This is a genomic window from Cupriavidus sp. MP-37 (genome assembly GCF_020618415.1).
In the GTDB taxonomy this organism is placed as follows: Bacteria; Pseudomonadota; Gammaproteobacteria; order Burkholderiales; family Burkholderiaceae; genus Cupriavidus.
Genome location: NZ_CP085345.1, coordinates 2203109 through 2224452 on the forward strand (window position 1 = coordinate 2203109; position 21344 = coordinate 2224452).

Annotated in this window: 21 protein-coding genes; 17 read left to right on the forward strand and 4 right to left on the reverse strand. The window is 66.0% G+C overall.

The annotated features are described in order from the left end of the window. Positions 1–33 precede the first annotated feature (33 nt). The 8 genes from LIN44_RS26270 to LIN44_RS26305 all read left to right on the forward strand — a co-directional run bounded on the left by LIN44_RS26270 (position 34) and on the right by LIN44_RS26305 (position 8000). Positions 34–942: an SMP-30/gluconolactonase/LRE family protein gene (locus LIN44_RS26270; protein WP_227315167.1), complete on the forward strand. Its 909-nt coding sequence runs from the start codon at positions 34–36 to the stop codon at positions 940–942. After that, complete coding sequence (locus LIN44_RS26275) at positions 939–1904, forward strand: 2-dehydro-3-deoxygalactonokinase (protein ID WP_227315168.1); 966 nt, start codon at positions 939–941, stop codon at positions 1902–1904. Before LIN44_RS26270 ends, LIN44_RS26275 begins: the two co-directional genes overlap by 4 nt. Next, the gene (locus tag LIN44_RS26280; RefSeq protein WP_227315169.1) at positions 1901–2542 is read left to right on the forward strand and encodes a 2-dehydro-3-deoxy-6-phosphogalactonate aldolase; all 642 of its coding nucleotides are present in this window, start codon (positions 1901–1903) and stop codon (positions 2540–2542) included. The genes LIN44_RS26275 and LIN44_RS26280 overlap by 4 nt, the downstream gene beginning before the upstream one ends. 77 nt (positions 2543–2619) lie before the next feature. After that, positions 2620–3624, forward strand: a complete 1005-nt coding sequence (locus tag LIN44_RS26285; RefSeq protein WP_227315170.1) for a LacI family DNA-binding transcriptional regulator — start codon at positions 2620–2622, stop codon at positions 3622–3624. A 42-nt stretch (positions 3625–3666) separates the two neighbouring features. Then, positions 3667–4509: an NAD(P)-dependent oxidoreductase gene (locus tag LIN44_RS26290; RefSeq protein WP_227315171.1), complete on the forward strand. Its 843-nt coding sequence runs from the start codon at positions 3667–3669 to the stop codon at positions 4507–4509. Between the two features lie 3 nt (positions 4510–4512). Next, positions 4513–5403 carry an SMP-30/gluconolactonase/LRE family protein gene (locus LIN44_RS26295; protein WP_227315172.1) on the forward strand — a complete coding sequence of 297 codons (891 nt, stop codon included), beginning with the start codon at positions 4513–4515 and terminating at the stop codon, positions 5401–5403. 112 nt (positions 5404–5515) lie between these two features. Then, positions 5516–7255, forward strand: a complete 1740-nt coding sequence (araD, locus tag LIN44_RS26300; protein WP_227315173.1) for an L-arabinonate dehydratase — start codon at positions 5516–5518, stop codon at positions 7253–7255. A 25-nt stretch (positions 7256–7280) separates the two neighbouring features. Next, on the forward strand, positions 7281–8000 hold the full coding sequence (locus LIN44_RS26305) for a ribonuclease activity regulator RraA (protein WP_227315174.1): 720 nt from the start codon (positions 7281–7283) through the stop codon (positions 7998–8000). Between the two features lie 272 nt (positions 8001–8272). Here LIN44_RS26305 and LIN44_RS26310 read toward each other — a convergent pair whose 3' ends face one another. Together LIN44_RS26310 and LIN44_RS26315 are read right to left on the reverse strand one after the other, a co-directional pair. Continuing rightward, positions 8273–8437, reverse strand: coding sequence for a hypothetical protein (locus LIN44_RS26310; protein ID WP_227315175.1), 165 nt, complete (start codon positions 8435–8437; stop codon positions 8273–8275). A gap of 42 nt (positions 8438–8479) precedes the next feature. Next, the gene (locus LIN44_RS26315) at positions 8480–8659 is read right to left on the reverse strand and encodes a hypothetical protein (RefSeq protein WP_041228702.1); all 180 of its coding nucleotides are present in this window, start codon (positions 8657–8659) and stop codon (positions 8480–8482) included. 282 nt (positions 8660–8941) lie between these two features. On the opposite strand from LIN44_RS26315, the gene LIN44_RS26320 reads away from it, so the two are divergent. The 6 genes from LIN44_RS26320 (at position 8942) to LIN44_RS26345 (ending at position 14608) form a co-directional block, all read left to right on the forward strand. Continuing rightward, positions 8942–9445 (forward strand): hypothetical protein, encoded by a 504-nt coding sequence (locus LIN44_RS26320; RefSeq protein ID WP_111516864.1) that lies wholly within the window; start codon positions 8942–8944, stop codon positions 9443–9445. Between the two features lie 236 nt (positions 9446–9681). Then, positions 9682–11040, forward strand: a complete 1359-nt coding sequence (locus LIN44_RS26325) for a cytochrome c oxidase subunit II (RefSeq protein ID WP_227315176.1) — start codon at positions 9682–9684, stop codon at positions 11038–11040. A 10-nt stretch (positions 11041–11050) separates the two neighbouring features. After that, positions 11051–12808: a cytochrome c oxidase subunit I gene (gene ctaD / locus LIN44_RS26330; protein WP_227315177.1), complete on the forward strand. Its 1758-nt coding sequence runs from the start codon at positions 11051–11053 to the stop codon at positions 12806–12808. Continuing rightward, positions 12805–13452 carry a bb3-type cytochrome oxidase subunit III gene (locus LIN44_RS26335; protein ID WP_227315178.1) on the forward strand — a complete coding sequence of 216 codons (648 nt, stop codon included), beginning with the start codon at positions 12805–12807 and terminating at the stop codon, positions 13450–13452. Before ctaD ends, LIN44_RS26335 begins: the two co-directional genes overlap by 4 nt. Before the next feature lie 23 nt (positions 13453–13475). Continuing rightward, entirely contained in the window at positions 13476–14192 is a 717-nt protein-coding gene (locus LIN44_RS26340; RefSeq protein WP_227315179.1) for a heme-copper oxidase subunit III family protein, read from the forward strand. A gap of 8 nt (positions 14193–14200) precedes the next feature. Beyond that, on the forward strand, positions 14201–14608 hold the full coding sequence (locus LIN44_RS26345; protein ID WP_227315180.1) for a cytochrome C oxidase subunit IV family protein: 408 nt from the start codon (positions 14201–14203) through the stop codon (positions 14606–14608). Between the two features lie 64 nt (positions 14609–14672). Here LIN44_RS26345 and LIN44_RS26350 read toward each other — a convergent pair whose 3' ends face one another. Both LIN44_RS26350 and LIN44_RS26355 read right to left on the reverse strand, forming a co-directional pair. Continuing rightward, a complete protein-coding gene (locus LIN44_RS26350; RefSeq protein WP_227315181.1) occupies positions 14673–16100 on the reverse strand; it encodes an NAD-dependent succinate-semialdehyde dehydrogenase in 1428 nt (475 codons plus the stop codon). A 130-nt stretch (positions 16101–16230) separates the two neighbouring features. Continuing rightward, positions 16231–17025: an MHYT domain-containing protein gene (locus LIN44_RS26355; protein ID WP_227315182.1), complete on the reverse strand. Its 795-nt coding sequence runs from the start codon at positions 17023–17025 to the stop codon at positions 16231–16233. Positions 17026–17419: 394 nt separating this feature from the next. On the opposite strand from LIN44_RS26355, the gene LIN44_RS26360 reads away from it, so the two are divergent. The 3 genes from LIN44_RS26360 (at position 17420) to LIN44_RS26370 (ending at position 21320) form a co-directional block, all read left to right on the forward strand. Then, complete coding sequence (locus tag LIN44_RS26360; protein ID WP_227315183.1) at positions 17420–18910, forward strand: MATE family efflux transporter; 1491 nt, start codon at positions 17420–17422, stop codon at positions 18908–18910. Between the two features lie 432 nt (positions 18911–19342). After that, a complete protein-coding gene (locus LIN44_RS26365) occupies positions 19343–19804 on the forward strand; it encodes a tripartite tricarboxylate transporter TctB family protein (RefSeq protein WP_025585326.1) in 462 nt (153 codons plus the stop codon). A gap of 13 nt (positions 19805–19817) precedes the next feature. After that, positions 19818–21320, forward strand: coding sequence for a tripartite tricarboxylate transporter permease (locus tag LIN44_RS26370; RefSeq protein WP_227315184.1), 1503 nt, complete (start codon positions 19818–19820; stop codon positions 21318–21320). Positions 21321–21344: the final 24 nt, after the last annotated feature.

Consider the following 21344-nt stretch of genomic DNA (forward strand, 5'->3'; position numbering starts at 1 on the left):
AACAGACAAAGCAATTTAGAGGCTGATGCGGGAATGCATATTCGACTTGTACAGGCTGCCAACGCGATCCTTGGCGAAGGGCCGCTCTGGTGCGCAGAGGAAGAGGCGCTCTATTGGGTCGACATCGCACGCCCCGGCGTTTATCGCTACGCGCCCGGGGTGGGGCAGACCGGCGCCTGGACGCTGCCGGAGAAGGTGGGATGCATCGCCGGTCTTGAGGACGGGCGCTTGCTGCTTGCACTGCAAAGTGGTCTTTTCGCGTTGTCCACCAAAGGGGGCGCGCTCGCACGCCTGACCACCGCAGAGCACGCGACCGAACATCACCGGTTTAACGACGGGGGTGTGGACCCCGTGGGCCGCTTCTGGGTCGGCTCCATGAACGAGGAGAGTGGGAGCGCCTCGGGGAAGATGTATCGCTTTGACGGAAAAAACGAGCTGGCCGAGGTGACCGATGGTTGGACTTGCCCGAATGGCATCGGCTGGAGCCCGGACGGCACGGTGATGTACGCGACGGATTCCGCATTGCGCACCATCTGGCGGTACGAGTATTCCCCTCACAGCGGCACGCTCGGCGAACGCAGCGTGTTCGCCAGGTTTGACAACGGTGTGCCCGATGGCCTCGCCGTGGACGCCGACGGCTTTGTCTGGTCGGCGCTGTGGGATGGATGGAGCGTGGTGCGCCTGAATCCGCATGGGGCGGTGGAAACAGCGCTACGCATGCCCGTTCAGCGGCCCACCAGCCTGGCGTTCGGCGGGAAAGACCTGCGTACGCTCTATATCACATCGGCCACGATCAACGTCGGTAATGAAGGGCTGAACGCGGGCCCGTTGGCTGGCGGCTTGTTTGCCGTCGAGGTATCGGTGCCCGGGATGGCGGTCGAGCGCGTCAGGCTCGATCCCGGCCAGGTGCAAAGGACTGGCGTCGGGAGCGTGGGGCCATGATGATCTGTTCCGACGGCCACTTGCCTCCAGTCGCACCGCGAGTCGAGCGGGAAGCACCAGGGCTGATCGCCGTGGATTGGGGGACCTCTTCGTTCCGTGCCGCACTGATGTCTGCCGGCGGTGAGGTCCTGTCGTCAGTGTCGACCTCGGATGGCATTGCGACGGTGCCGGCATCGGACTTCCATGGCGTGTTCGCGCGCGCCCTGGCCGGCTGGAAGAGCGAGATCCGTGAGTTGCCGATCTATTTGTGCGGAATGGTCGGGAGCCGCCAGGGTTGGGTGGAAACCGGCTATGCCGATTGCCCGGCCGGCTTTGACGCGATTGCCCGTGCCGTCGTGCGAAGAGAGGTCGAAGGCATGGCCATGCGGTTCATCCCCGGATTGCACAGCCATGAACTACCTCATGGCCATGATGTGATGCGGGGCGAGGAAACGCAGGTAATCGGCGTGATGGGGTTCGACCGGGAAGAACTCGTCGTCACCCCGGGCACGCATTCCAAATGGATCCTGTGCAGGAACCAGGCGGTCACGCAGTTCAGGACCTTCATGACCGGCGATCTGTACGCCGCCATGAAATCTCACACCATTCTGGCCCGCTCGATTGGCGTGGGGCAGTCACCATCAACGGATTCCCCCGCCTTCACGCAAGGCGTCAAGGCGGGCTATTCGTCGGTCAGCCTGCTGGCTGATGCATTTGCGGTACGTGCCCGCAGCCTCTATGAAGGTGAGGATTTCGATGCGGTGAGCTACCTTTCAGGTCTGCTCATCGGGGAGGAACTGGGCGCGGGCGTGACCTGTTTTCCGGCCGCCCGCCGCACCGGCGTGAAATTCGTCGGTTCGCCGGCGCTGACCGCGTGCTATGCCTATGCTGCGGCGTGCCTGGATATCCAGGCCGAAGTGGCTGATCCGAATGCAAGCTTTATGGGTTGCCACCAGGTGGCCCGGTTCAATGGAGAGGTATGATGGAAGGGGTCAGCAGCGCGGCGCGTTTCAATGCCCTGATGTCGCAATGCCCTATCGTTGCGATACTGCGAGGCATCCGGCCGGCGGAAGTGGTGTCGGTTGGCGACGTGCTCATCCGCAGCGGCATCCGGATTATCGAAGTCCCGCTGAATTCGCCAGAGCCGCTGGAGAGCATCTGGCGGCTTGCCACCGTGTTTGGGGATACTGCGATGATCGGGGCGGGGACCGTACTTGAAGTTGCCGATGTCACGCATGTCGCCGCAGCCGGCGGTGATCTGGCGGTCTCGCCGAATGTCAACGTGGCGGTCATTCGAGAAGCGGTGGCTGCCGGCATGGTTTCGCTCCCCGGCGTGGCTACCCCGAGCGAAGCATTTACGGCCCTTTCCGCCGGAGCCCATGCCCTGAAGGCGTTCCCCGCCGAACAGATCGGCTGCGGCGCCCTCAAGGCATGGAAATCGGTGCTCCCCGCCGATGCAAGAATACTAGCCGTCGGCGGGGTCGATGCTGCGACCATCCCTGCCTTACGCGAAGCCGGTGTGGCGGGATTCGGCATCGGTGGTACGTTGTACCGGCCGGGCTTATCCGCGGCGGATGTGGAGGTGCGTGCGAGGGCGCTCGTGGGCGCGTGTGCGATATGAGCGATGGCGGGAAGCGACGGGCCGCCCCTGGCGTGGCTGAAGGCCGCGTGGTCAATCATTCTCAGAGTTATCAGTTAATGGAAAAGAAGAGCGCACCGACGATAAAGGACGTCGCCGCTGCTGCGAAGGTCTCCACCGCAACCGTGTCCAAGTACATCAACCGGACACAGCGATTTTCGGCTGACGTGGAGGCACGGCTGGCGCAAGCCATCCGGGATCTTGGGTATCACTCCAACCCGATGGCGCGGTCGATGATCACCGGGCGGTCCAAGACGCTCGGCCTGTCGATCCCCGACATGCACAACCAGTACTTCGCCGGGCTGGTACAGGGTGCAAACCGGGTGGCGATGAAGCACGGATACAGCCTGTTGCTGGTCGATAGCGAGGAAAACGCCAGCCGGGAGCGCCAGCTGCTCGAAGACCTTTGCATGCGGGTCGACGGGCTGATGATCCATTCCAAACTGCGCGAAGACGAAATGGAATGGGTCGATGAGCTGACCAAACCGCTGGTGTTTTTTGACAGGCGCGAGGGTTGGGGCAAGCGCCAGATCGAATCCCGCAACCGGCAGGCGGCGTACATGGTGGCGAACTACCTGGTGAAAACCGGCCACCGGCGTATTGCCTATATTGGTTTCGACAAGTCCCGAGCGGACGAAGAGCGATATATCGGCGCCACTGCCTGCCTCGAGGAACACGGCCTGGCGCTGGCGCGCTTCAACGCCGAGACCTCGTCACCGCAGGAAGGGGCCCGTCTTTGCTCGAAGATCCTGCTGGGCGCCGACAAGGTCGACGCGGTGATCTGCTTCAACGACATGATCGCCGTTGGCTTCCTGAAGGAAGCCGCGGAACTTGGCGTTTCGGTACCTCAGGATTGTTCCGTGGTGGGGTTCGACAATATTCCGTTCTGCGAGTACGTCACGCCTACGCTGACATCGGTGGACATGGGCGGCGAAAGCATAGGGGCGATCGTGACACAGCACCTGATCGACATCCTGGGTGGCCGTGAGTCCCAAGCCGAGTTTCCAGAGCCCAGGCTGGTTCTGCGTAAGTCGACACGCGGCCGGCAGCAGCATAACGACTGAGCGCGGCGGGACTGTTCGAACCCACACCGAAGAGATGCTGGAATGAATATGACGTTTCATGGCGACGATCCTCTGCACGGCGTTGTCACGCATTGCCATCGCATATTGCTTACGGGTGCGGCCGGAAACCTGGGTGCGGAAATGCGCGACCGGCTGAAGCGGTACGCAGATATCGTGCGTGTTTCCGATCTGGCAGATCCCGGCCAGCCCCGGCCGCATGAAGAGGTGGTGCGCTGCGATCTCGCGGATGCCGACGCCGTGCTAGCCCTGGTTCAGGGCACGGACGTCATCGTGCATTTTGGCGGCGTCTCGGTGGAGCGTCCGTTCCACGAGATCCTGCCAGCGAATATCCAGGGTACCTTCAATGTTTACGAGGCAGCACGCCGACACGGCGTAACACGGGTGGTGTTCGCGAGTTCCAATCATGTAACGGGCTTCTACCGGCAGGATGAAGTGATCGACGCCAGTGCGAGGGTCCGCCCTGACGGCAACTATGGCGTCAGCAAACTGTTTGGCGAAGGCCTGGCGCAACTGTACTTCGACCGGTATGGCATCGAAACGGTGTCGCTTCGCATCGGATCATCGTTCCCCGAAGCCAGGGACAGGCGAATGCTGGCGACGTGGCTCGGATACGATGACCTGGAGCAATTGCTTTGTCGCGCAATGTTTGTGCCGGAGGTGGGCCACACGATCGTCTACGGCGTGTCGGCAAATCGCGACTGCTGGTGGGATAACCGTTGTGCCGCGAAGCTCGGGTTTGCTCCGGTCCAGTCGTCGGAGCCGTTCCGCGCAAAGGCGGAAAGCCTGCCGCCATTGCCGCTTGACGATCCGGCGGCGCGTTTTCAGGGTGGCAGCTTCGTTACCATCGGCCCCTTCGGCGATTGAGACATGGTGACATCCATCGAACGCGTAGGCGAAATGCGCTGCCTCGTCGGCGAGAGCCCGGTCTGGCACCCATCGGAGCAGGCATTGTATTGGACCGACATTCCGGCCCGCACATTATGGCGCTGGGATATGGAAGCATCTCGGGCCGATCACTGGGCGCTGCCCGAGATGGCCGGATGCCTGGCCATGACGGCGAGCCACGGATGGCTCATGGCCATGGAATCAGGGCTGTTCCGGATCGGCGGCCCGCCGCCGGGAAGCCCGTTGCCGGTCGCGGAGTGCGTCGTCGCAACGACTCACGCGCAGCCCGGCATGCGGTTCAATGACGGACGATGTGACCGACAGGGCCGCTTTTGGGCGGGCACCATGGTGATGGACATGTCGAGGGCGTTGGCTTTGGGCCGGCTCCATCGCTTCGACGTGCTCGCCGGGCGTGAAGAGGCTGTGATCGATGACCTGATCGTTCCCAATGGAATGGCCTTCTCACCGGATGGCAAGACGATGTACTTGTCCGATTCGCATCCGTCTCGCCGGGCGATCTGGGCCTTCGACTACAACACCGACGAAGGTCGCCCGCACAATCGTCGCTTGTTTGTCGACATGAACGAATACCCGGGCCGCCCTGACGGTGCGGCAGTCGATGTCGACGGCTGTTACTGGATTTGCGCCAACGATGGTGGGCAAATCCACCGCTTCACGCCCTCAGGCGCGCTGGACCGAAGCATCAGCCTGCCTGTCGGCAAGCCGGCGATGTGCGCGTTCGGCGGCCCCCGCCTCGACACCCTTTTTGTGACCACGATATGCCCGGATGGAAGCAGCGACCCGCTGGCTGGGGCCATATTCGCACTGAACCCTGGTGTGCAGGGGATTGTGGAAACACTGGCGCGGGGCTGATTCGCGTTCGCACTGCGGCAAGCCTGCCAATGCGAATGCGAGTGCTTTAGTGTTTTCGGAGGTGCCCGGCGGCACGGCCGCCAGGAACAAGACAACAAGGTGGAAGAGACAAATGACGGCTCGCAAGAAAACGCCGGACGCGCTGCGCAGCGCGCGCTGGTTCGCACCCGATGACCTGCGTTCGTCGGGGCATCGGTCCCGGATCATGCAGATGGGCTACGCGCCGGGCGAGTGGATGGGCAAGCCGGTCATCGCCATCATCAATACGTGGTCCGACATCAATCCCTGCCACGCCCACTTCAAGCAGCGCGTCGACGACGTCAAGCGCGGCATCCTCCAGGCCGGCGGCTTTCCGATCGAACTGCCGGCGATCTCGCTGTCGGAAAGCTCGGTCAAGCCGACCACCATGCTCTATCGCAATTTCCTTGCGATGGAGGCGGAAGAACTGATCCGCTCGCACCCGATCGACGGCGCCGTGCTGATGGGCGGCTGCGACAAGACCACGCCGGGCCTGCTGATGGGCGCCACCAGTGCCGGCGTGCCGGCCATCTTCGTTCCCGCCGGGCCGATGCTGCGCGGCAACTACAAGGGCAACGTGCTGGGCTCCGGCTCGGACGCGTGGAAGTACTGGGACGAGCGCCGTGCCGGCAATATCACCGATGCGCAGTGGACCGGCATCGAGGCCGGCATCGCGCGCAGCCACGGCACCTGCATGACCATGGGCACGGCCAGCACGATGACGGCCATTGCCGAAGCCATCGGCATGACGCTGCCCGGCGCGTCGTCGATCCCGGCGGCCGACGCCAACCATATCCGCATGTGCTCCGAGGCCGGCCGCCGCATCGTCGACATGGTGTGGGAAGACCTGACGCCGCAGCGCATCCAGACCCGACAAGCCTATGAAAACGCGATCGCCGTGGCGATGGCGATGGGCTGCTCGACCAACGCGATCATCCATCTCATCGCCATGGGCCGGCGCGCCGGCCATGACATCGGGCTGGAAGACTTCGACGCGGCCAGCCGGCGCGTGCCGGTGATCGCCAATATCCGGCCCAGCGGCGACAAATACCTGATGGAGGACTTCTTCTACGCGGGCGGGCTGCCTGCGCTGATGCAGCGCATCAGCGATCGCCTGCACCTGGACGCGCTCACCATTACCGGGCGCCCGCTGGGCGAAACCATCGCCCACGCCGAGGTCTACAACGACGACGTGATCCGCACGCCGGAGAACGCGCTGTACCAGCAGGGCGCGCTGGCGGTGCTGAAGGGCAACCTCGCGCCGGACGGCTGCGTGATCAAGCCCAGCGCGTGCGAGAAACGGTTTTTCCGGCATACCGGCCCGGCGCTGGTGTTCGACGACTACCCTTCGATGAAGGAAGCGGTGGAGCGCGACGACCTCGACGTCACCGCCGACCATGTGCTGATCCTGCGCAACGCCGGCCCGCAGGGCGGCCCCGGCATGCCGGAGTGGGGCATGCTGCCGATCCCGAAGAAGCTGGTGAAGCAGGGCGTGCGCGACATGCTGCGCATGTCCGACGCGCGCATGAGCGGCACCAGCTACGGCGCCTGCATCCTCCATGTCTCGCCAGAATCGTACGTGGGCGGACCTTTCGCCCTGGTGCGCACCGGCGACCTGATCTCGGTCGACATCGAACGGCGCAGCATCCACCTGGAAGTCTCCGATGAAGAGCTGGCGCGCCGCCGTGCCGAGTGGGCGCCGCCACCGCCGCGCTTCGGGCGCGGCTATGGCTGGATGTTCTCCCGGCATATCCGCCAGGCCAACGAAGGCTGCGATTTCGATTTCCTGCAAACCGACTTCGGCGCGCCGACCGGCGAACCGAGCATCTACTGACGCCACCAGACCGGCAAGGACCACCATGACCCGACTCAGCCCCGCGGTACGGGACCAGCTCAAGACCGTCAGCACCGCCACGCTGTGCACCGCGCTGTTCAAGCGCGGCCTGCGCAACCAGTTTATCCAGGACGTACGCCCGCTGAACCCGGAGGGCGGCACCATGGTGGGCGAGGCCTTCACGCTGCGCTATATCCCGGCGCGTGAAGACCTGAACCCCATCACCGTGTTCCAGGATCCCGCGCATCCGCAGCGGCAGGCGATCGAGCAATGCCCGCCGGGCGCGGTGCTGGTGATCGACAGCCGCAAGGACGCGCGCGCGGCCTCGGCCGGCTCGATCCTGGTCACGCGGCTGATGCAGCGCGGCGGCGCCGGCATCGTCACCGACGGCGGCTTCCGCGATTCGCCCGAGATCGCCCGGCTGGCCATGCCGGCGTACCACCAGCGGCCTTCGGCGCCGACCAATCTGACGCTGCACCAGGCGCTGGAATTCAACGTGCCGATCGGCTGCGGCGATGTCGCGGTCTTCCCCGGCGACGTGATGGTCGGCGACGGCGAGGGCGTGATCGTGATCCCGGCGCACCTGGCCGAAGAGATCGCCGCCGAGGCCGTGGAGATGACCGCGTTCGAGGACTTCGTCACCGAGGAAGTGAACAAGGGCCGCTCGATCATCGGGCTCTACCCGCCGACCAGCGAGCAGGCGCGCGAGGACTTCGCGGCCTGGCGCAAGGCAACCGGCCGCTAGCCGCCCCGCTTCGTCAAGCGCGCCAACGACAACAACACAGGCCGGCAAATGCCACCGTCATTCCCGCGAAGGCGGGAATCCAGCGTCTTAAAAGTCCCCCACGGGGGACAAAAAGCCACTGGGTCCCCGCCTTCGCGGGGACGACGCCCCGGTTTGCGGGAGCAAGTCGGCAAGTGCAAGACGTGCATGGACCTCTCCCGCTTGCAAAACCGCTGACGGTGGAACAGCAGCGCATCCGGTATCGAGGAGCGCCTGGCGGACGCGCTGGTCGCTCAGCCGTGCCTGCGCGGCGCGTGCCGGCACAGCCCCGCGCGCTGACGCTGCGCCATGCAGCGCCGATACCGCATCCGCTGCGGATGGCTGCAGCGCCACAGCGCCCAGAATACGGTAAGGCACAGCAACGCCGCCATCATGGCGGCGATCAGGCCGATCGACATGGCGGGCCCTCCCGCTACGCGTGGATCAGACTCCGTTGGGAGTCAGATCAGCAGCGGCAATGCCTCCAGCACCAGCACCGCCACCAGTGCGCCGATCAGCGCCCCCATGGTGCGGCAACTGATGCGCAGGAACTTGGCGGTCACCGGGATCGAGCCCATGGCGATCACGCCTACCAGCGCCATCGGAATCAGGAATACAAGATCATGCGCGGTGAAGTGCATGGCGGTCTCCTGTCTCTCTCTTTTGTGATTCCAGTATAGGCAGTGTGTGCCGTATGCATGGTGTGCGCATCGGGATTGTCCCCGATGCGGCGCTTGTGCCGGTCGGCGCAGGTATCGGCGGGTGCACTTGCCGCGGCCGGGTCGTTGCGCGACGTACGCATTCCGAGCCTTTTTTCGGCTTGCCGCCCTCGAAGCGCTGGACAGGTGTCCTATTCTGAGCAGAGACGCGGGGCGTGTTTCCCCTTTCGTGCGATGCCCCGCCGACGAGAGACGGAGGTGGCTATGGAACTTCACATGCAATCGCACCACTACGTGCGGCGACTGCCGGACTGGACCGCGGCAGCGGTGTCGGGCCTGGCGGCGGGCGCGTTGCTGCTGGTGCTGGAACTGTTCTGGTCGTCGATGGTGTCGGGCGTGAACCCCTGGGTGGCAACGCGCATGATCGCGGCGATCGTGATGGGGCCTGAGGTGCTGCAGACCTCGCTGTTCAGCGTCGGCACCGTGGCCGCGGCGCTGGTGATCCACTTCGTGCTGGGCGCCGTGCTGGGCATGATCCTGGCGGCGATCCTGGCGCCGTTCACGCTCGATTCCAGCCTGGGGCTGGCGATGCTGGCGGGCGCGGTGTTCGGGGTGTTGGTCTATGTCTTCAACTTCTATGTGATGACGCGGGCGTTCCCGTGGTTTGTCGAGGTGCGCGGCTGGCATACCTTCGTCGGCCACCTGATCTTCGGCATTGCGGCGGCGGCGTGCTACTGGAAACTGGAAAGCAAGGACGTGTCGCACTGAGCCGAAGCCGGCCGGATGCGGCCGATACGCGGCCAGTACACGGCCGGGCACATAGCGCTGCAGCGGCGGCGGGGATCACGGGTTCCCGCCGCCGCTTTTTCCTTGCGCGCGCGCTTGTGCAGTGCGACACCGATGCGCCGGCGTGTCGCCTTGCAGTGACCTGACGGCATGCACTAGTCTTATCTCTACCTGCGTGACTTGCGCATCCCTCGCCGCGCGCGAGGAGGAGGGTGGATATGGCGATGGCCATCGCACTCGTCGTCATGGTTGCCGCTTCGGTGCTCTTCCATTTCCTGAGCCCGTGGTGGGCAACGCCGCTGGCGTCCAACTGGAAACAGATGGACGACACGCTGACCATTACCCTCGTCATCACCGGCATCTTCTTTATCGGCATCAACCTGTTCGTCGGCTACATCGTCTGGCGCTTCCGCCATGATGCGCCGCATCCCAACGGCGGCAGCGGCCACCGCGCCTCCTATCACCCCGAGAACAGCAAGCTGGAACTGTGGCTGATCGGCGGCACCACGCTGGGCGTGATCCTGCTGCTGGCGCCGGGTTTGTTCGTCTACGCCGACTACGTGCGGCCGCCGCGCGAGGCGATGGTGATGGAAGTGGTCGGGCAGCAATGGTCGTGGGCCTTCCGCTTTCCCGGCAAGAGCGGGCAGCTGGGCGCTTCGGACGCGCGCTTCGTCACCGGCGCCAATCCGCTCGGGCTGGATCCGGACGATCCGCGCGGGCAGGACAACATCGTCATCGTCGGCCCGGAGGTGCACCTGCCGCTGAACCAGCCGGTCAAGGTGCTGCTGCGCTCCAAGGACGTGCTGCATGACTTCTACGTGCCGCCGTTCCGCGCGCGCATGAACATGGTGCCGGGCATGGTGACGTCGTTCTGGTTCACGCCCACGCAGGCGGGGCGCTTCGACATCCTGTGCGCGCAGCTGTGCGGCGTGGGGCATTACAACATGCGCGGCACGGTGGTGGTGGAAGAGCCGGCCGCGTTCGAGGCGTGGCTGGCGAAGCAGCAGACCTTTGCCATGACGCTGGCGAAGGCCGCGGCGCCGCCTGCTGCGATGGCCGCGGCAGCACCCGGTGCCGCGGGCGCGGCCGGCACCATCGAGAAGGGCCGCGCGCTGGCGCAGAGCAAGGGCTGCGTCGGTTGCCACAGCATCGACGGCAATCCGGGCGTGGGGCCCACCTGGAAGGGCCTGTACGGCAAGACCGAGACCTTTGCCGACGGCAGCAGCGCCAGGGTGGACGATGCCTTCCTGCACAAGGAGATCGCCGACCCGCATGCGCGGCTGGTCAAGGGCTACGGTCCGGTGATGCCGAAGGTGCCGATCAGCGACGACGAGATCGCGGCGCTGACCGCGTATATCAAGTCGGCAGGCAGCGGCGCGGCGGAGGCCGGCATGGTGGCGCCGGTCGCTCCCGCGGACGTGCCCGCGGGGGCGGCCGCCACCACCAGCGCCGCCACGACCGCGGCGGCGGGTTCGGCAGCGCCGGCGGCCACCGCCGGCGCCGCGTCCGGCACCTATACCACTTCGACGGCCGTCGCGGTGCCGCCCACGGCCGCGCCCGCGCCGCCGCGCCAGTGAGGAGACCTGCATGGCCTACGCCGATGACGCCGCCCATCACGCGCCGCAGAGCTTCTGGACGCGCTATGTCTGGAGCCAGGACCACAAGGTCATCGCCGTGCAATACACCATCGTGGCGATCGTGGTGGGCCTGGTGGGCGTGGCGCTGTCCAACCTGATGCGCATGCAGCTGGGCTTCCCGGGCCGCTTCGAGTTCATCGACGCCAACCGCTACTACCAGTTCGTCACCATGCACGGCATGATCATGGTGATCTACCTGCTGACCGCGCTGTTCCTGGGCGGCTTCGGCAACTACCTGATCCCGCTGATGGTAGGGGCGCGCGACATGGTGTTCCCGTTCCTCAACATGCTCAGCTTCTGGGTCTACCTGCTGTCGGTGATCGTGCTGCTGGCCAGCTTCTTCGTGCCGGGCGGGCCCACCGGCGCGGGCTGGACGCTGTATCCGCCGCAGGCCATCCTGCCCGGCACGCCGGGGCATGACTGGGGCATCATCCTGATGCTGGTGTCGCTGGCGATCTTTATCGTCGCCGCGACCATGGGCGGGCTGAACTACGTCACCACCGTGCTGCAGGCGCGCACCGAGGGCATGACGCTGCTGCGCATGCCGCTGTCGGTATGGGGCATCTTCATGGCGACCATCCTGGCGCTGCTGGCGTTTCCGGCGCTGTTCGTGTCGGCGGTGATGATGCTGCTCGACAAGACCATGGGCACCAGCTTCTTCATGCCGGCGATGGTGTCGATGGGGCAGCAGCTGCAGTACAAGGGCGGCAGCCCGCTGCTGTTCCAGCACCTGTTCTGGTTCTTCGGCCATCCCGAGGTCTATATCGTCGCGCTGCCGGCCTTCGGCATCGTCTCGGACCTGGTCAGCGTGCATTCGCGCAAGAGCATCTTCGGCTACCGCACCATGGTCTGGGCGATCCTGGCGATCGGCGTGCTGTCGGTGGTGGTGTGGGCGCACCATATGTTCGTCAGCGGCATGAACCCGTACTTCGGCTTCTTCTTCGCCACCACCACGCTGATCATCGCGATCCCGACCGCGATCAAGGTCTACAACTGGGTCATCACGCTGTGGCGCGGCGATATCCATTTCACCGTGCCGATGCTGTTCGCCATCTCCTTCATCAGCACCTTCATCATCGGCGGGCTGACCGGGCTGTTCCTGGGCAACGTCAGCGTTGACATCCCGCTGTCGAACACCTACTTCGTGGTGGCGCACTTCCATATGGTGATGGGCGTGTCGCCGATCCTGGTGGTGTTCGGCGGGCTCTACCACTGGTATCCCAAGGTGACGGGGCGGATGCTGGACGACAGGATGGGCCACATCCACTTCTGGGTGACCTTCGTCGGCACCTATGCCATCTTCTTCCCGATGCATTACCTGGGCGTGCTGGGCATGCCGCGGCGCTACTACGCCTGGGAGAACTACGCCTTTATCCCGGAATCGGCGCATGTGATGAACATGTATATCTCGGTGGCCGCGTTCGTCGTCGCCACCGCGCAGCTGCTCTTTGTCTTCAACCTGTTCTGGAGCCTCAGGCACGGGCGCAAGGCCGACGGCAACCCGTGGCGCGCGGCGTCGCTGGAGTGGCAGACGCCGCAGACGCCGCCGGCGCATGGCAACTGGGGCCCGCACCTGCCGGTGGTGTACCGCTGGGCCTATGCCTACAGCGTGCCGGGCGCACGCGACGACTTTATCGCGCAGAACGCGCCACCCGAGGAAGGCGGTTCGGAGCCTGAACCGCACGCCAGCCGTGGAGCCGTAGCATGAACGCCGACGCCGTCTACAAGGTCAGCCGCGACGACTTCGGCGGCAACCCTTCCGGCGAGAACGCCGCCAACCGCCACCCGCAGCGCCGCGCGCCGGCCAGCATCGGCCTGTGGGTGTTCATGGGCGTGGTCACCTCGCTGTTCGCGCTGTTCCTGACCGCCTACGCGCTGCGCATGGACAGCCCTGACTGGCACCGCATCGCGCTGCCGTGGCAGGTCTGGCTGTCGACCGCGCTGCTGGCCGCGGGCAGCGTGGCGATGGCGGTGGCCGCGCGCGCGGCCGGACGGGGCGAGATGGCCGCGGCCAGGCGCGCATTGCGCCTGGGCGGGCTGGGAGCGGCGGCTTTCGTCGCTTCGCAGCTATGGGCGTGGCAGGCCCTGGGCGCGATGCAGGTGGCGCCGGCCGGCAATCCCGCCGGCAGCTTCTTCTACCTGCTGACCGCGATGCACGGCCTGCACGTGCTGGGCGGCCTGGCCGGCTGGGGCTTTGCCATGGCGGCACGCGGCAGCGGCGAGGCCGCGGTGCTGCGCCTGCGGCTGTGCGCGCGCTACTGGCATTTCCTGCTGGCGGTGTGGGCGGTGCTGCTGGCGGCGCTGGGCTGGCTCACGCCCGAACTGGTGCGCTACATCTGCGGCACGGCCTAGCGCCGGCGGCAAGGAGGACCGGCATGTCCACGCAACTGTCTTCACCATCGGCCGCCCCCGCGGTGGCGCCCGCGCAGGCCGCGCCACCGGTGGGCGGCGTGCGCGGCATGCTGGCCGACTGGTCGTCGGACCAGCAGGCCTTCAAGGTGTCGTGGGGCAAGGCGATGATGTGGATCTTCCTGCTGTCCGACACCTTCGTCTTCAGCTGCTTCCTGACTGGCTACATGACCGTGCGCATGTCGACCACGGTACCGTGGCCCAACCCGAGCGAGGTGTTCGCGCTGCACGTGGGCGGCGCCGACATCCCGCTGCTGCTGATCGCCATCATGACCTTCGTGCTGATTACGAGCAGCGGCACCATGGCGATGGCGGTGAACTTTGCCTACCGGCGCGCGCGCCGCGAATGCGCGACGCTGATGTTCGTCACCGCGGCGTTCGGCGTGCTGTTCGTCGGCATGCAGGCGTTCGAATGGACCAAGCTGATTGTCGACGAGGGCGTGCGGCCGTGGGGCAATCCGATGGGGGCGGCGCAGTTCGGCTCGACCTTCTTCATGATCACGGGCTTCCACGGCCTGCACGTGTCATGCGGCGTGATCTACCTGCTGGTGGTGGCCGCGCGCGTGCTGCGCGGGCGCTACGAAGCCACCGGCAACTACCAGATCGTCGAGATCGCCGGCCTGTACTGGCACTTCGTCGACCTGGTGTGGGTGTTCATCTTTGCGCTGTTCTATCTCTGGTGAGGGTGGCCATGGCATCGAACCCTGCAACCCCCGCGGCAACTCCCGTGGCGCCCGCAACGCCCCCGCATGGCCCGCCGCACGGCACCGGCGCTGACGCCGGGCACGCGGCGCATCACGGGCAAGAGCACCCGATCGGGCTGTACCTGAAGATCTGGCTGCTGCTGTTCGTGCTGTCCGCGCTGTCGTACATGGTCGATTACTTCCATGTCAGCGGCTACCTGCGCTGGACCCTGATCCTGCTGTTCATGGGACTGAAGGCGGGCCTGATCGTGGCGGTGTTCATGCACATGGCATGGGAGCGCATGGCGCTGATCTGCGCCATCCTGATCCCGCCGCTGTGCCTGCTGGTGCTGGTCTGGCTGATGGCGGAAGAAGCGAATCATACGTTCCTGACGCGCGGCATCTTCTTCCGCTGACGGGGAGGCGCCGCCGGCCCCGGGAGGGAGCCGGCGGCACGCCGCCCTGCACCGGCCCGGGCGCTCAGGCCTGGGTGATGAACTTGGTCACCAGGTAGCCGTCGAAGGTCTCCTGGCCGCCTTCGCTGCCGATGCCCGAATCCTTGATGCCGCCGAACGGGGTTTCGGCCAGCGCCATGCCGAAATGGTTGATGTTGACCATGCCGGCTTCGAGGCCGTTGGACACTTCCGTCGCGGTCTTCAGCGAATTGGTGAACACATACGACGCCAGGCCGTAGGGCAGGCTGTTGGCGCGGCGCAGCACCTCGGCGGTGTCCTTGAAGCGCGTCACCGGCGCCACCGGGCCGAACGGCTCGTCGGTCATCAGGCGCGAGTCGTCCGGCAGGTCAGTGACCACCGTGGGCGCGAAGAAGAAACCCTTGTCACCGAGGCGCGAACCGCCCGCCACGACCTTGCCGCCACGCTGGCTGGCATCGTCCAGGAACTGCTCCATCGACAGCACGCGGCGCTCGTGCGCCAGCGGGCCCATCTGGGTGCCGTCTTCCAGGCCGTTGCCGACCTTGATCGAGCCGATCACCTCGGTGAAGCGCGCCAGGAAGCGGTCATAGGCCTTCTCCTGGACGTAGAAGCGCGTCGGCGACACGCACACCTGGCCGGCATTGCGCAGCTTGAAGCGCGCCAGCATCTCGGCGGCCGGGTCGATGTCGGCATCGTCGAACACCAGCACCGGCGAATGCCCGCCCAGCTCCATGGTCACGCGCTTCATGTGCGCGCCGGCCAGCGCCGCCAGCTGCTTGCCCACCGGCACCGAGCCGGTGAACGAGATCTTGCGCACGATCGGCGATTCGATCAGGTAGGTCGAGACCTCGGCCGGCACGCCCCAGACGATATTGAGCACGCCCGGCGGCAGCCCGGCATCGTGGAACAGCTGCGCCAGCGCCACCACCGCGCTGGGCGAGTCCTCCGGTCCCTTCAGGATCAGCGTGCAGCCCGCGCCCACCGCGGCGACGATCTTGCGGATGGCCTGGTTGAAGGGGAAGTTCCACGGCGTGAACGCGGCGCAGACGCCGATCGGCTCGCGCACCACCAGCTGGCGCACGTTGGGCTGGCGCGGCGGGATCACGCGGCCGTAGATGCGGCGGCATTCCTCGGCGTGCCAGTCGGCGTGCTCGGCGCAGACCATGATCTCGCCGACCGCCTCGGCCAGCGGCTTGCCCTGGTCCAGCGTGATATTGCGGCCGATGTCGCGGGCGCGCTCGCGCGCCAGCTCGCCGACGCGGCGCAGGATCTTGCCGCGCTCCAGCGGCGAGGTTTTCTTCCAGCTTTCAAAGGCGCGCTGCGCGGCGGCCAGGGCGCGGTCCAGGTCGGCGCGCGTGGCGTGCGGCAGCTGGCCAAGCACTTCCTGCGTGGCCGGGTTGATGACCTCCTGCTCGCGCCGGTCGCCTCCCTTGATGAATTCCCCGTCGATATAGAGGGCGAGATCCTGGTACATGCGTGTTCTCCTGGTGGGCGGTGAAACCGCAAGCTTAACCCGGCCGCCGCGTTCATGCAGCGCGCCGGGTGCTGGTCCGCCAGGAATGTGCGGGAACGGGCGCGCGGGTCGCCGGCGCGTTCGCCCGCGGTCAGGCGGGATCGCGGCTGCGTGCCATGGCGGGGGTTCCGGCCGCGGCGCCGGTGCGCGTGGCTTCCACCACCAGGATCACCAGCAGCGTGATCAGGCTCAGCCCGAACACCGCATAGCCGATGCTGTCGCCCTCGATCGCAAACAGGCTGGGCGCGTAGGTCGGGCTGGTGCAGATCATGGTGCCGGCCGACATGCCGGTGTAGTGCATGCCGCAGACCGCCACCCCCATCACCACCGCCGCCGCCAGCTGCTTGCCGCCGGTCTTGACCGTGATCGCCAGCCACAGCGCCACCACCGACACCACCACCGCGATCACCACCGACAGCCCGATGATGGCGAGATCCCAGTCGAAGCGGGTATTGGAGCGGATCGCCGCCATGCCGGTGTAGTGCATCGCCACCACGCCCAGGCCGGTCAGCACGCCGCCCTGCACCACGTTGGCGGTGCGGCTGCCGCGCGGGCGCGAGGCGAGCGCCAGGCCGGCCCCGGCCAGCACCATCACCACCAGCAGCGAGGCCAGCGTGGTGAACAGCCCGAACTCGCGGTGGGTGGGGGTCTGGTAGGCCACCATGCCGATGAAATGCATCGACCAGACCGCGCCGCCGCCCAGCGCCACGCTGGCGCACAGCAGCCGGTCGACATCGAGGCGCCCGTCTGGCTGGCGCACCCGGCGCGACCAGCGCAGGCCGACGTAGGCGCCGCACACCGAGATCAGGAACGACAGGCCCACCATCGGCCAGTCATAGGCAAACGGCACCAGGGCGCCGGCAACAGGCTCGAAACCGACAAACATGACCCCACCTCCTTTTTATTGACTGCGACGGAAGGCGCTCGCGCAGGCCGGATCGATCCGGAAAGTCCGAACAATCCCGGATATCCCCGTCCGGCAGCCGGCCCGGGACGCGCTGGTCCCGTGCGGAGTATGGGGTCGCCGGCCATCGCCGGGAAATAACTCATTCAGGTAAAAAAGCGGGCGATGCGCATAATGCCGTTCAGTTAAGGTATCAAACACTACCGTCATTCCCGCGCAGGCGGGAATCCAGCGTCTTTTGAAGTCACTGGGTTCCCGCCTACGCGGGAACGACGGTGGTTAACTGAACGGCATGAGTGGCGGGGCGCAGCCTGGCATGCTTGAAGCGCCCTGTGGGCAGGCATAGACTGGGCGGAGTTCCGCCAGCCCACGCCCCATGAAGCCCGATGCCAGACTGACCACCGGCCCGATCGGCCGGACCTTGCTGCTGTTCTCGCTGCCGGTGCTCGGCAGCAACATCCTGCAGTCGCTCAACGCCTCGATCAACTCGGTCTGGGTCGGGCGCTTCCTGGGCGAGGCCGCGCTGACCGCCACCTCCAACGCCAACATCATCCTGTTCTTCCTGCTGGGGGTGGTGTTCGGCATCAGCATGGCCAACACCATCATGATCGGCCAGGCGGTCGGCGCGCGCGACGTCGACGAGGCGCGCCGGGTGGTCGGCACCAGCACCACCTTCTTCGTCGCGCTGTCGGTGCTGGCGTCGGCGCTGGGCTACGTCTACACCCCCGACATCCTGGCAGCGATGCGGACCCCGCCCGACGCCGCGCCGCTGGCGGTGGCCTACCTGCGCATCATCTTCCTGGCGCTGCCGTTCATGTACTTCTACAACTTCGTGATGATGACGCTGCGCGGCGCCGGCGATTCGCGCACGCCGTTCTGGTTCATGCTGCTGTCGGTGGTGCTCGACGTGGTGCTCAACCCGGTGCTGATCTTCGGCGTGGGCCCGATCCCCGCCATGGGCATCGCCGGCTCGGCGCTGGCCACGCTGATCGCGCAGCTTGTGAGCCTGGCGGCGATGATGGTGCTGCTGTACCGGCGCCGGCATTTCCTGCTGCTGCACCGCGGCCAGCTGGCGCTGCTGGTGCCGGACCCGGCGATCCTGCGCGCGCTGGTGGTCAAGGGCCTGCCGATGGGGCTGCAGATGGTGGTGATCTCGTCGTCCGCGATCGTGATGATGGCGCTGGTCAACGCCTATGGCTCGCAGACCACTGCCGCCTACGGCGTGGCCTCGCAGCTGTGGACCTATGTGCAGATGCCCGCGCTGGCGGTGGGCGCGAGCGTGTCGTCGATGGTGGCGCAGAACGTCGGCGCCGGGCTGTGGCAGCGCGTGGCGCGCATCACGCGCATGGGGCTGCTGTTCAACGTGGCGATGACCGGCGCGCTGGTGGCGTTGATCTACCTGTTCAACCGCCATTCGCTGGGCCTGTTCCTCGGCACCGACGGCGTCGCCATCGGCATTGCCCAGCATATCAACGTGGTGGTGCTGTGGTCGTTCATCCTGTTCGGCTTCACCATCGTCATCTTCGGCACAGTGCGCGCCACCGGCGCGGTGATGGCGCCGCTGGTGATCCTGTTCCTGTCGATGTGGGTGATCCGGCTGCCGTTCGCGTGGGCGCTGGGACCGCGCATCGGCGCCGACGCGATCTGGTGGAGCTTCCCGCTCGGCTCGGTGGTGTCGCTGGCGCTGGCCATCGGCTACTACCGCTTCGGCAACTGGCGTGGCAGCCAGATCCTGCCCGCCGTGGCGCATCCCGCGGAGGCGGTGGGGCAGGCGCCCGATACCAGCATGGGCACGCCCTGCGAAGACGCCGGCGAAGTTGTCGATGCGGCGAGCAGCGCCAGGCCAGCGGCCGAAGCCGCGCGCTGATTGCTCTGCGACGCCCGCATTGAAAGCCTTCCGAAAGATCGATGTGTCATCGTATCGTCGCTGGCACTCCCTCCCAGCGCGCGCGTGCCCGCCCTCCCGGCTGCGGCGCGCGTCTTCGCGGCCGCGCCCTTGCGTCGATGCAAGGGCGCGCGCCGTCTTGTTCGCCTGACATTCCTGTCGACTCTTCGTTCGGATTCCTTTCGTCCAAATACATCACAACGTGATGTATTTGCGCGCGCGTCATCGCCGGCTTTGCCTTGTTTTAGGGGCTATTGGTAAATACCCCTAAAACAGGACAAATGAAAGGCACCTGAAAGATCACGTCTCTAAGGTTCGGGTCAACCGTCGGGAAGCATGCCGTCCTGCATGCGCGGCGCGCCTGAGCCAGTGCGCCCCCGGCACGGCATTTCGTGAACTTTGAGGAGAATCGTTTTGCGCATACGCAGCCAAAAGGACTTTGCCTCCGGCCTGATGTTCATTCTGGTCGGTCTGGGCTTTTCCTGGGTCGCTCGCGGCTATTCCATGGGAACGGCCGCCAAGATGGGACCCGGATATTTTCCATTTCTGCTAGGCCTGGTGCTCGCCGTGCTGGGCGCGGTGGTGCTGCTGACCTCGTTGTCGCCCAAGGGCGAGCAAGACCACCTGGCACGCTGGGACCTGAAGACGTTGCTGTGGATCCTGGGCTCGGTGGTGCTGTTCGGCCTGCTGCTCAAGCCGCTGGGCATGGTGCTGTCGGTGTTCGTGCTGGTGCTGGTGTCGTCGATGGCGAGCCATGAGTTCAGCTGGAAGGGCGCGCTGCTCAACGCGGTGGTGCTGGTACTGATCAGCCTGGGCGCGTTCGTGTACGGCATCAACCTGCAGATGCCGGTGTGGCCGGCCTTCATCACCGGTTAAGGAGCGCCGCATCATGGAATTGTTTGAACACCTCGCGCTGGGCTTCTCCACGGCCCTGTCGCTGCAAAACCTGGCCTATGCCTTCCTGGGCTGCGTGCTGGGCACGCTGATCGGCGTGCTGCCGGGCCTGGGGCCGCTGGCCACCATCGCCATGCTGCTGCCGATCACCTACACGCTGCCGCCGGTGGCCGCGCTGATCATGCTGGCCGGCATCTATTACGGTGCGCAGTACGGCGGCTCGACCACCGCCATCCTGGTGAACCTGCCCGGTGAATCGTCGTCGGTGGTGACCACCATCGACGGCTACCAGATGGCGCGGCGCGGCCGCGCCGGCGTGGCGCTGGCCACCGCGGGCCTGGGCTCGTTCTTCGCCGGCTGCGTGGCCACGCTGATCCTGGCTGCGTTCGCCACGCCGCTGTCCGAGATCGCCTTCAAGTTCGGTCCGGCCGAGTACTTCTCGCTGATGGTGCTGGGCCTGATCGGCGCCGTGGTGCTGGCTTCCGGCTCGCTGCCCAAGGCCATCGCGATGATTGTGCTGGGCCTGCTGCTGGGCCTGATCGGCACCGACGTCAACTCCGGCGCCGCGCGCTTCTCGTTCGACGTGCCGGAGCTGACCGACGGCATCGACTTCGTCGCGCTGGCGATGGGCATGTTCGGCTTTGCCGAAATCATCGCCAACCTGGAGCAGAAGGAAGCCCGCGAGACCTTCACCAACAAGGTCACCAACCTGTTCCCGACCAAGGAAGACTTCAGGCGCATGATCCCGGCGGTACTGCGCGGCACCGCGCTGGGTTCGGCGCTGGGCATCCTGCCGGGCGGCGGCGCCTCGCTGGCCTCGTTCGCGGCGTACTCGCTCGAAAAGAAGACCTCCAAGAACGCGCACGAATTCGGCAAGGGCGCGATCGAAGGCGTGGCCGGTCCGGAATCGGCCAACAACGCCGCGGCACAGACCTCGTTCATCCCGCTGCTGACGCTGGGCATTCCGCCCAACGCGGTGATGGCGCTGATGGTGGGGGCCATGACCATCCACAACATCCAGCCGGGCCCGCAGGTGATGACCAGCAACCCGTCGCTGTTCTGGGGCCTGATCGCCTCGATGTGGATCGGCAACCTGATGCTGATCATCCTGAACCTGCCGATGATCGGCATCTGGGTGAAGCTGCTGACCGTGCCGTACCGCTTCCTGTACCCGGCCATCCTGGTGTTCTGCGGCATCGGCGTGTACTCGGTCAACAACCAGACCTTCGACGTGTTCATGGCCGCCGGCTTTGGCGTGATCGGCTACCTGTTCCTGAAGCTGAAGTGTGAACCCGCGCCGCTGCTGCTCGGCTTCGTGCTGGGGCCGATGATGGAAGAAAACTTCCGCCGTACGCTGCTGCTGTCGCGTGGCGACTTCAGTGTGTTCGTGACCCGGCCGCTGTCGGTGGGCCTTCTGATCGCCGCCGCCGCGCTGGTGGCAGTGGTGGCACTGCCGTCGATCAAGGCCAAGCGCGAGGAAGCGTTCCAGGAAGACTAGCGCCAGCGAGCGCCCCGGAATGGC

What these genes read in the sequence shown, in the direction of transcription:
- LIN44_RS26270 (WP_227315167.1), top strand. Translation starts at nt 34, where the DNA reads ATGCATATTCGACTTGTACAGGCTGCCAACGCGATCCTTGGCGAAGGG.
- LIN44_RS26275 (WP_227315168.1), top strand. Translation starts at nt 939, where the DNA reads ATGATGATCTGTTCCGACGGCCACTTGCCTCCAGTCGCACCGCGAGTC.
- LIN44_RS26280 (WP_227315169.1), top strand. Translation starts at nt 1,901, where the DNA reads ATGATGGAAGGGGTCAGCAGCGCGGCGCGTTTCAATGCCCTGATGTCG.
- LIN44_RS26285 (WP_227315170.1), top strand. Translation starts at nt 2,620, where the DNA reads ATGGAAAAGAAGAGCGCACCGACGATAAAGGACGTCGCCGCTGCTGCG.
- LIN44_RS26290 (WP_227315171.1), top strand. Translation starts at nt 3,667, where the DNA reads ATGAATATGACGTTTCATGGCGACGATCCTCTGCACGGCGTTGTCACG.
- LIN44_RS26295 (WP_227315172.1), top strand. Translation starts at nt 4,513, where the DNA reads ATGGTGACATCCATCGAACGCGTAGGCGAAATGCGCTGCCTCGTCGGC.
- araD (WP_227315173.1), top strand. Translation starts at nt 5,516, where the DNA reads ATGACGGCTCGCAAGAAAACGCCGGACGCGCTGCGCAGCGCGCGCTGG.
- LIN44_RS26305 (WP_227315174.1), top strand. Translation starts at nt 7,281, where the DNA reads ATGACCCGACTCAGCCCCGCGGTACGGGACCAGCTCAAGACCGTCAGC.
- LIN44_RS26310 (WP_227315175.1), bottom strand. Translation starts at nt 8,437, where the DNA reads ATGTCGATCGGCCTGATCGCCGCCATGATGGCGGCGTTGCTGTGCCTT.
- LIN44_RS26315 (WP_041228702.1), bottom strand. Translation starts at nt 8,659, where the DNA reads ATGCACTTCACCGCGCATGATCTTGTATTCCTGATTCCGATGGCGCTG.
- LIN44_RS26320 (WP_111516864.1), top strand. Translation starts at nt 8,942, where the DNA reads ATGGAACTTCACATGCAATCGCACCACTACGTGCGGCGACTGCCGGAC.
- LIN44_RS26325 (WP_227315176.1), top strand. Translation starts at nt 9,682, where the DNA reads ATGGCGATGGCCATCGCACTCGTCGTCATGGTTGCCGCTTCGGTGCTC.
- ctaD (WP_227315177.1), top strand. Translation starts at nt 11,051, where the DNA reads ATGGCCTACGCCGATGACGCCGCCCATCACGCGCCGCAGAGCTTCTGG.
- LIN44_RS26335 (WP_227315178.1), top strand. Translation starts at nt 12,805, where the DNA reads ATGAACGCCGACGCCGTCTACAAGGTCAGCCGCGACGACTTCGGCGGC.
- LIN44_RS26340 (WP_227315179.1), top strand. Translation starts at nt 13,476, where the DNA reads ATGTCCACGCAACTGTCTTCACCATCGGCCGCCCCCGCGGTGGCGCCC.
- LIN44_RS26345 (WP_227315180.1), top strand. Translation starts at nt 14,201, where the DNA reads ATGGCATCGAACCCTGCAACCCCCGCGGCAACTCCCGTGGCGCCCGCA.
- LIN44_RS26350 (WP_227315181.1), bottom strand. Translation starts at nt 16,100, where the DNA reads ATGTACCAGGATCTCGCCCTCTATATCGACGGGGAATTCATCAAGGGA.
- LIN44_RS26355 (WP_227315182.1), bottom strand. Translation starts at nt 17,025, where the DNA reads ATGTTTGTCGGTTTCGAGCCTGTTGCCGGCGCCCTGGTGCCGTTTGCC.
- LIN44_RS26360 (WP_227315183.1), top strand. Translation starts at nt 17,420, where the DNA reads ATGAAGCCCGATGCCAGACTGACCACCGGCCCGATCGGCCGGACCTTG.
- LIN44_RS26370 (WP_227315184.1), top strand. Translation starts at nt 19,818, where the DNA reads ATGGAATTGTTTGAACACCTCGCGCTGGGCTTCTCCACGGCCCTGTCG.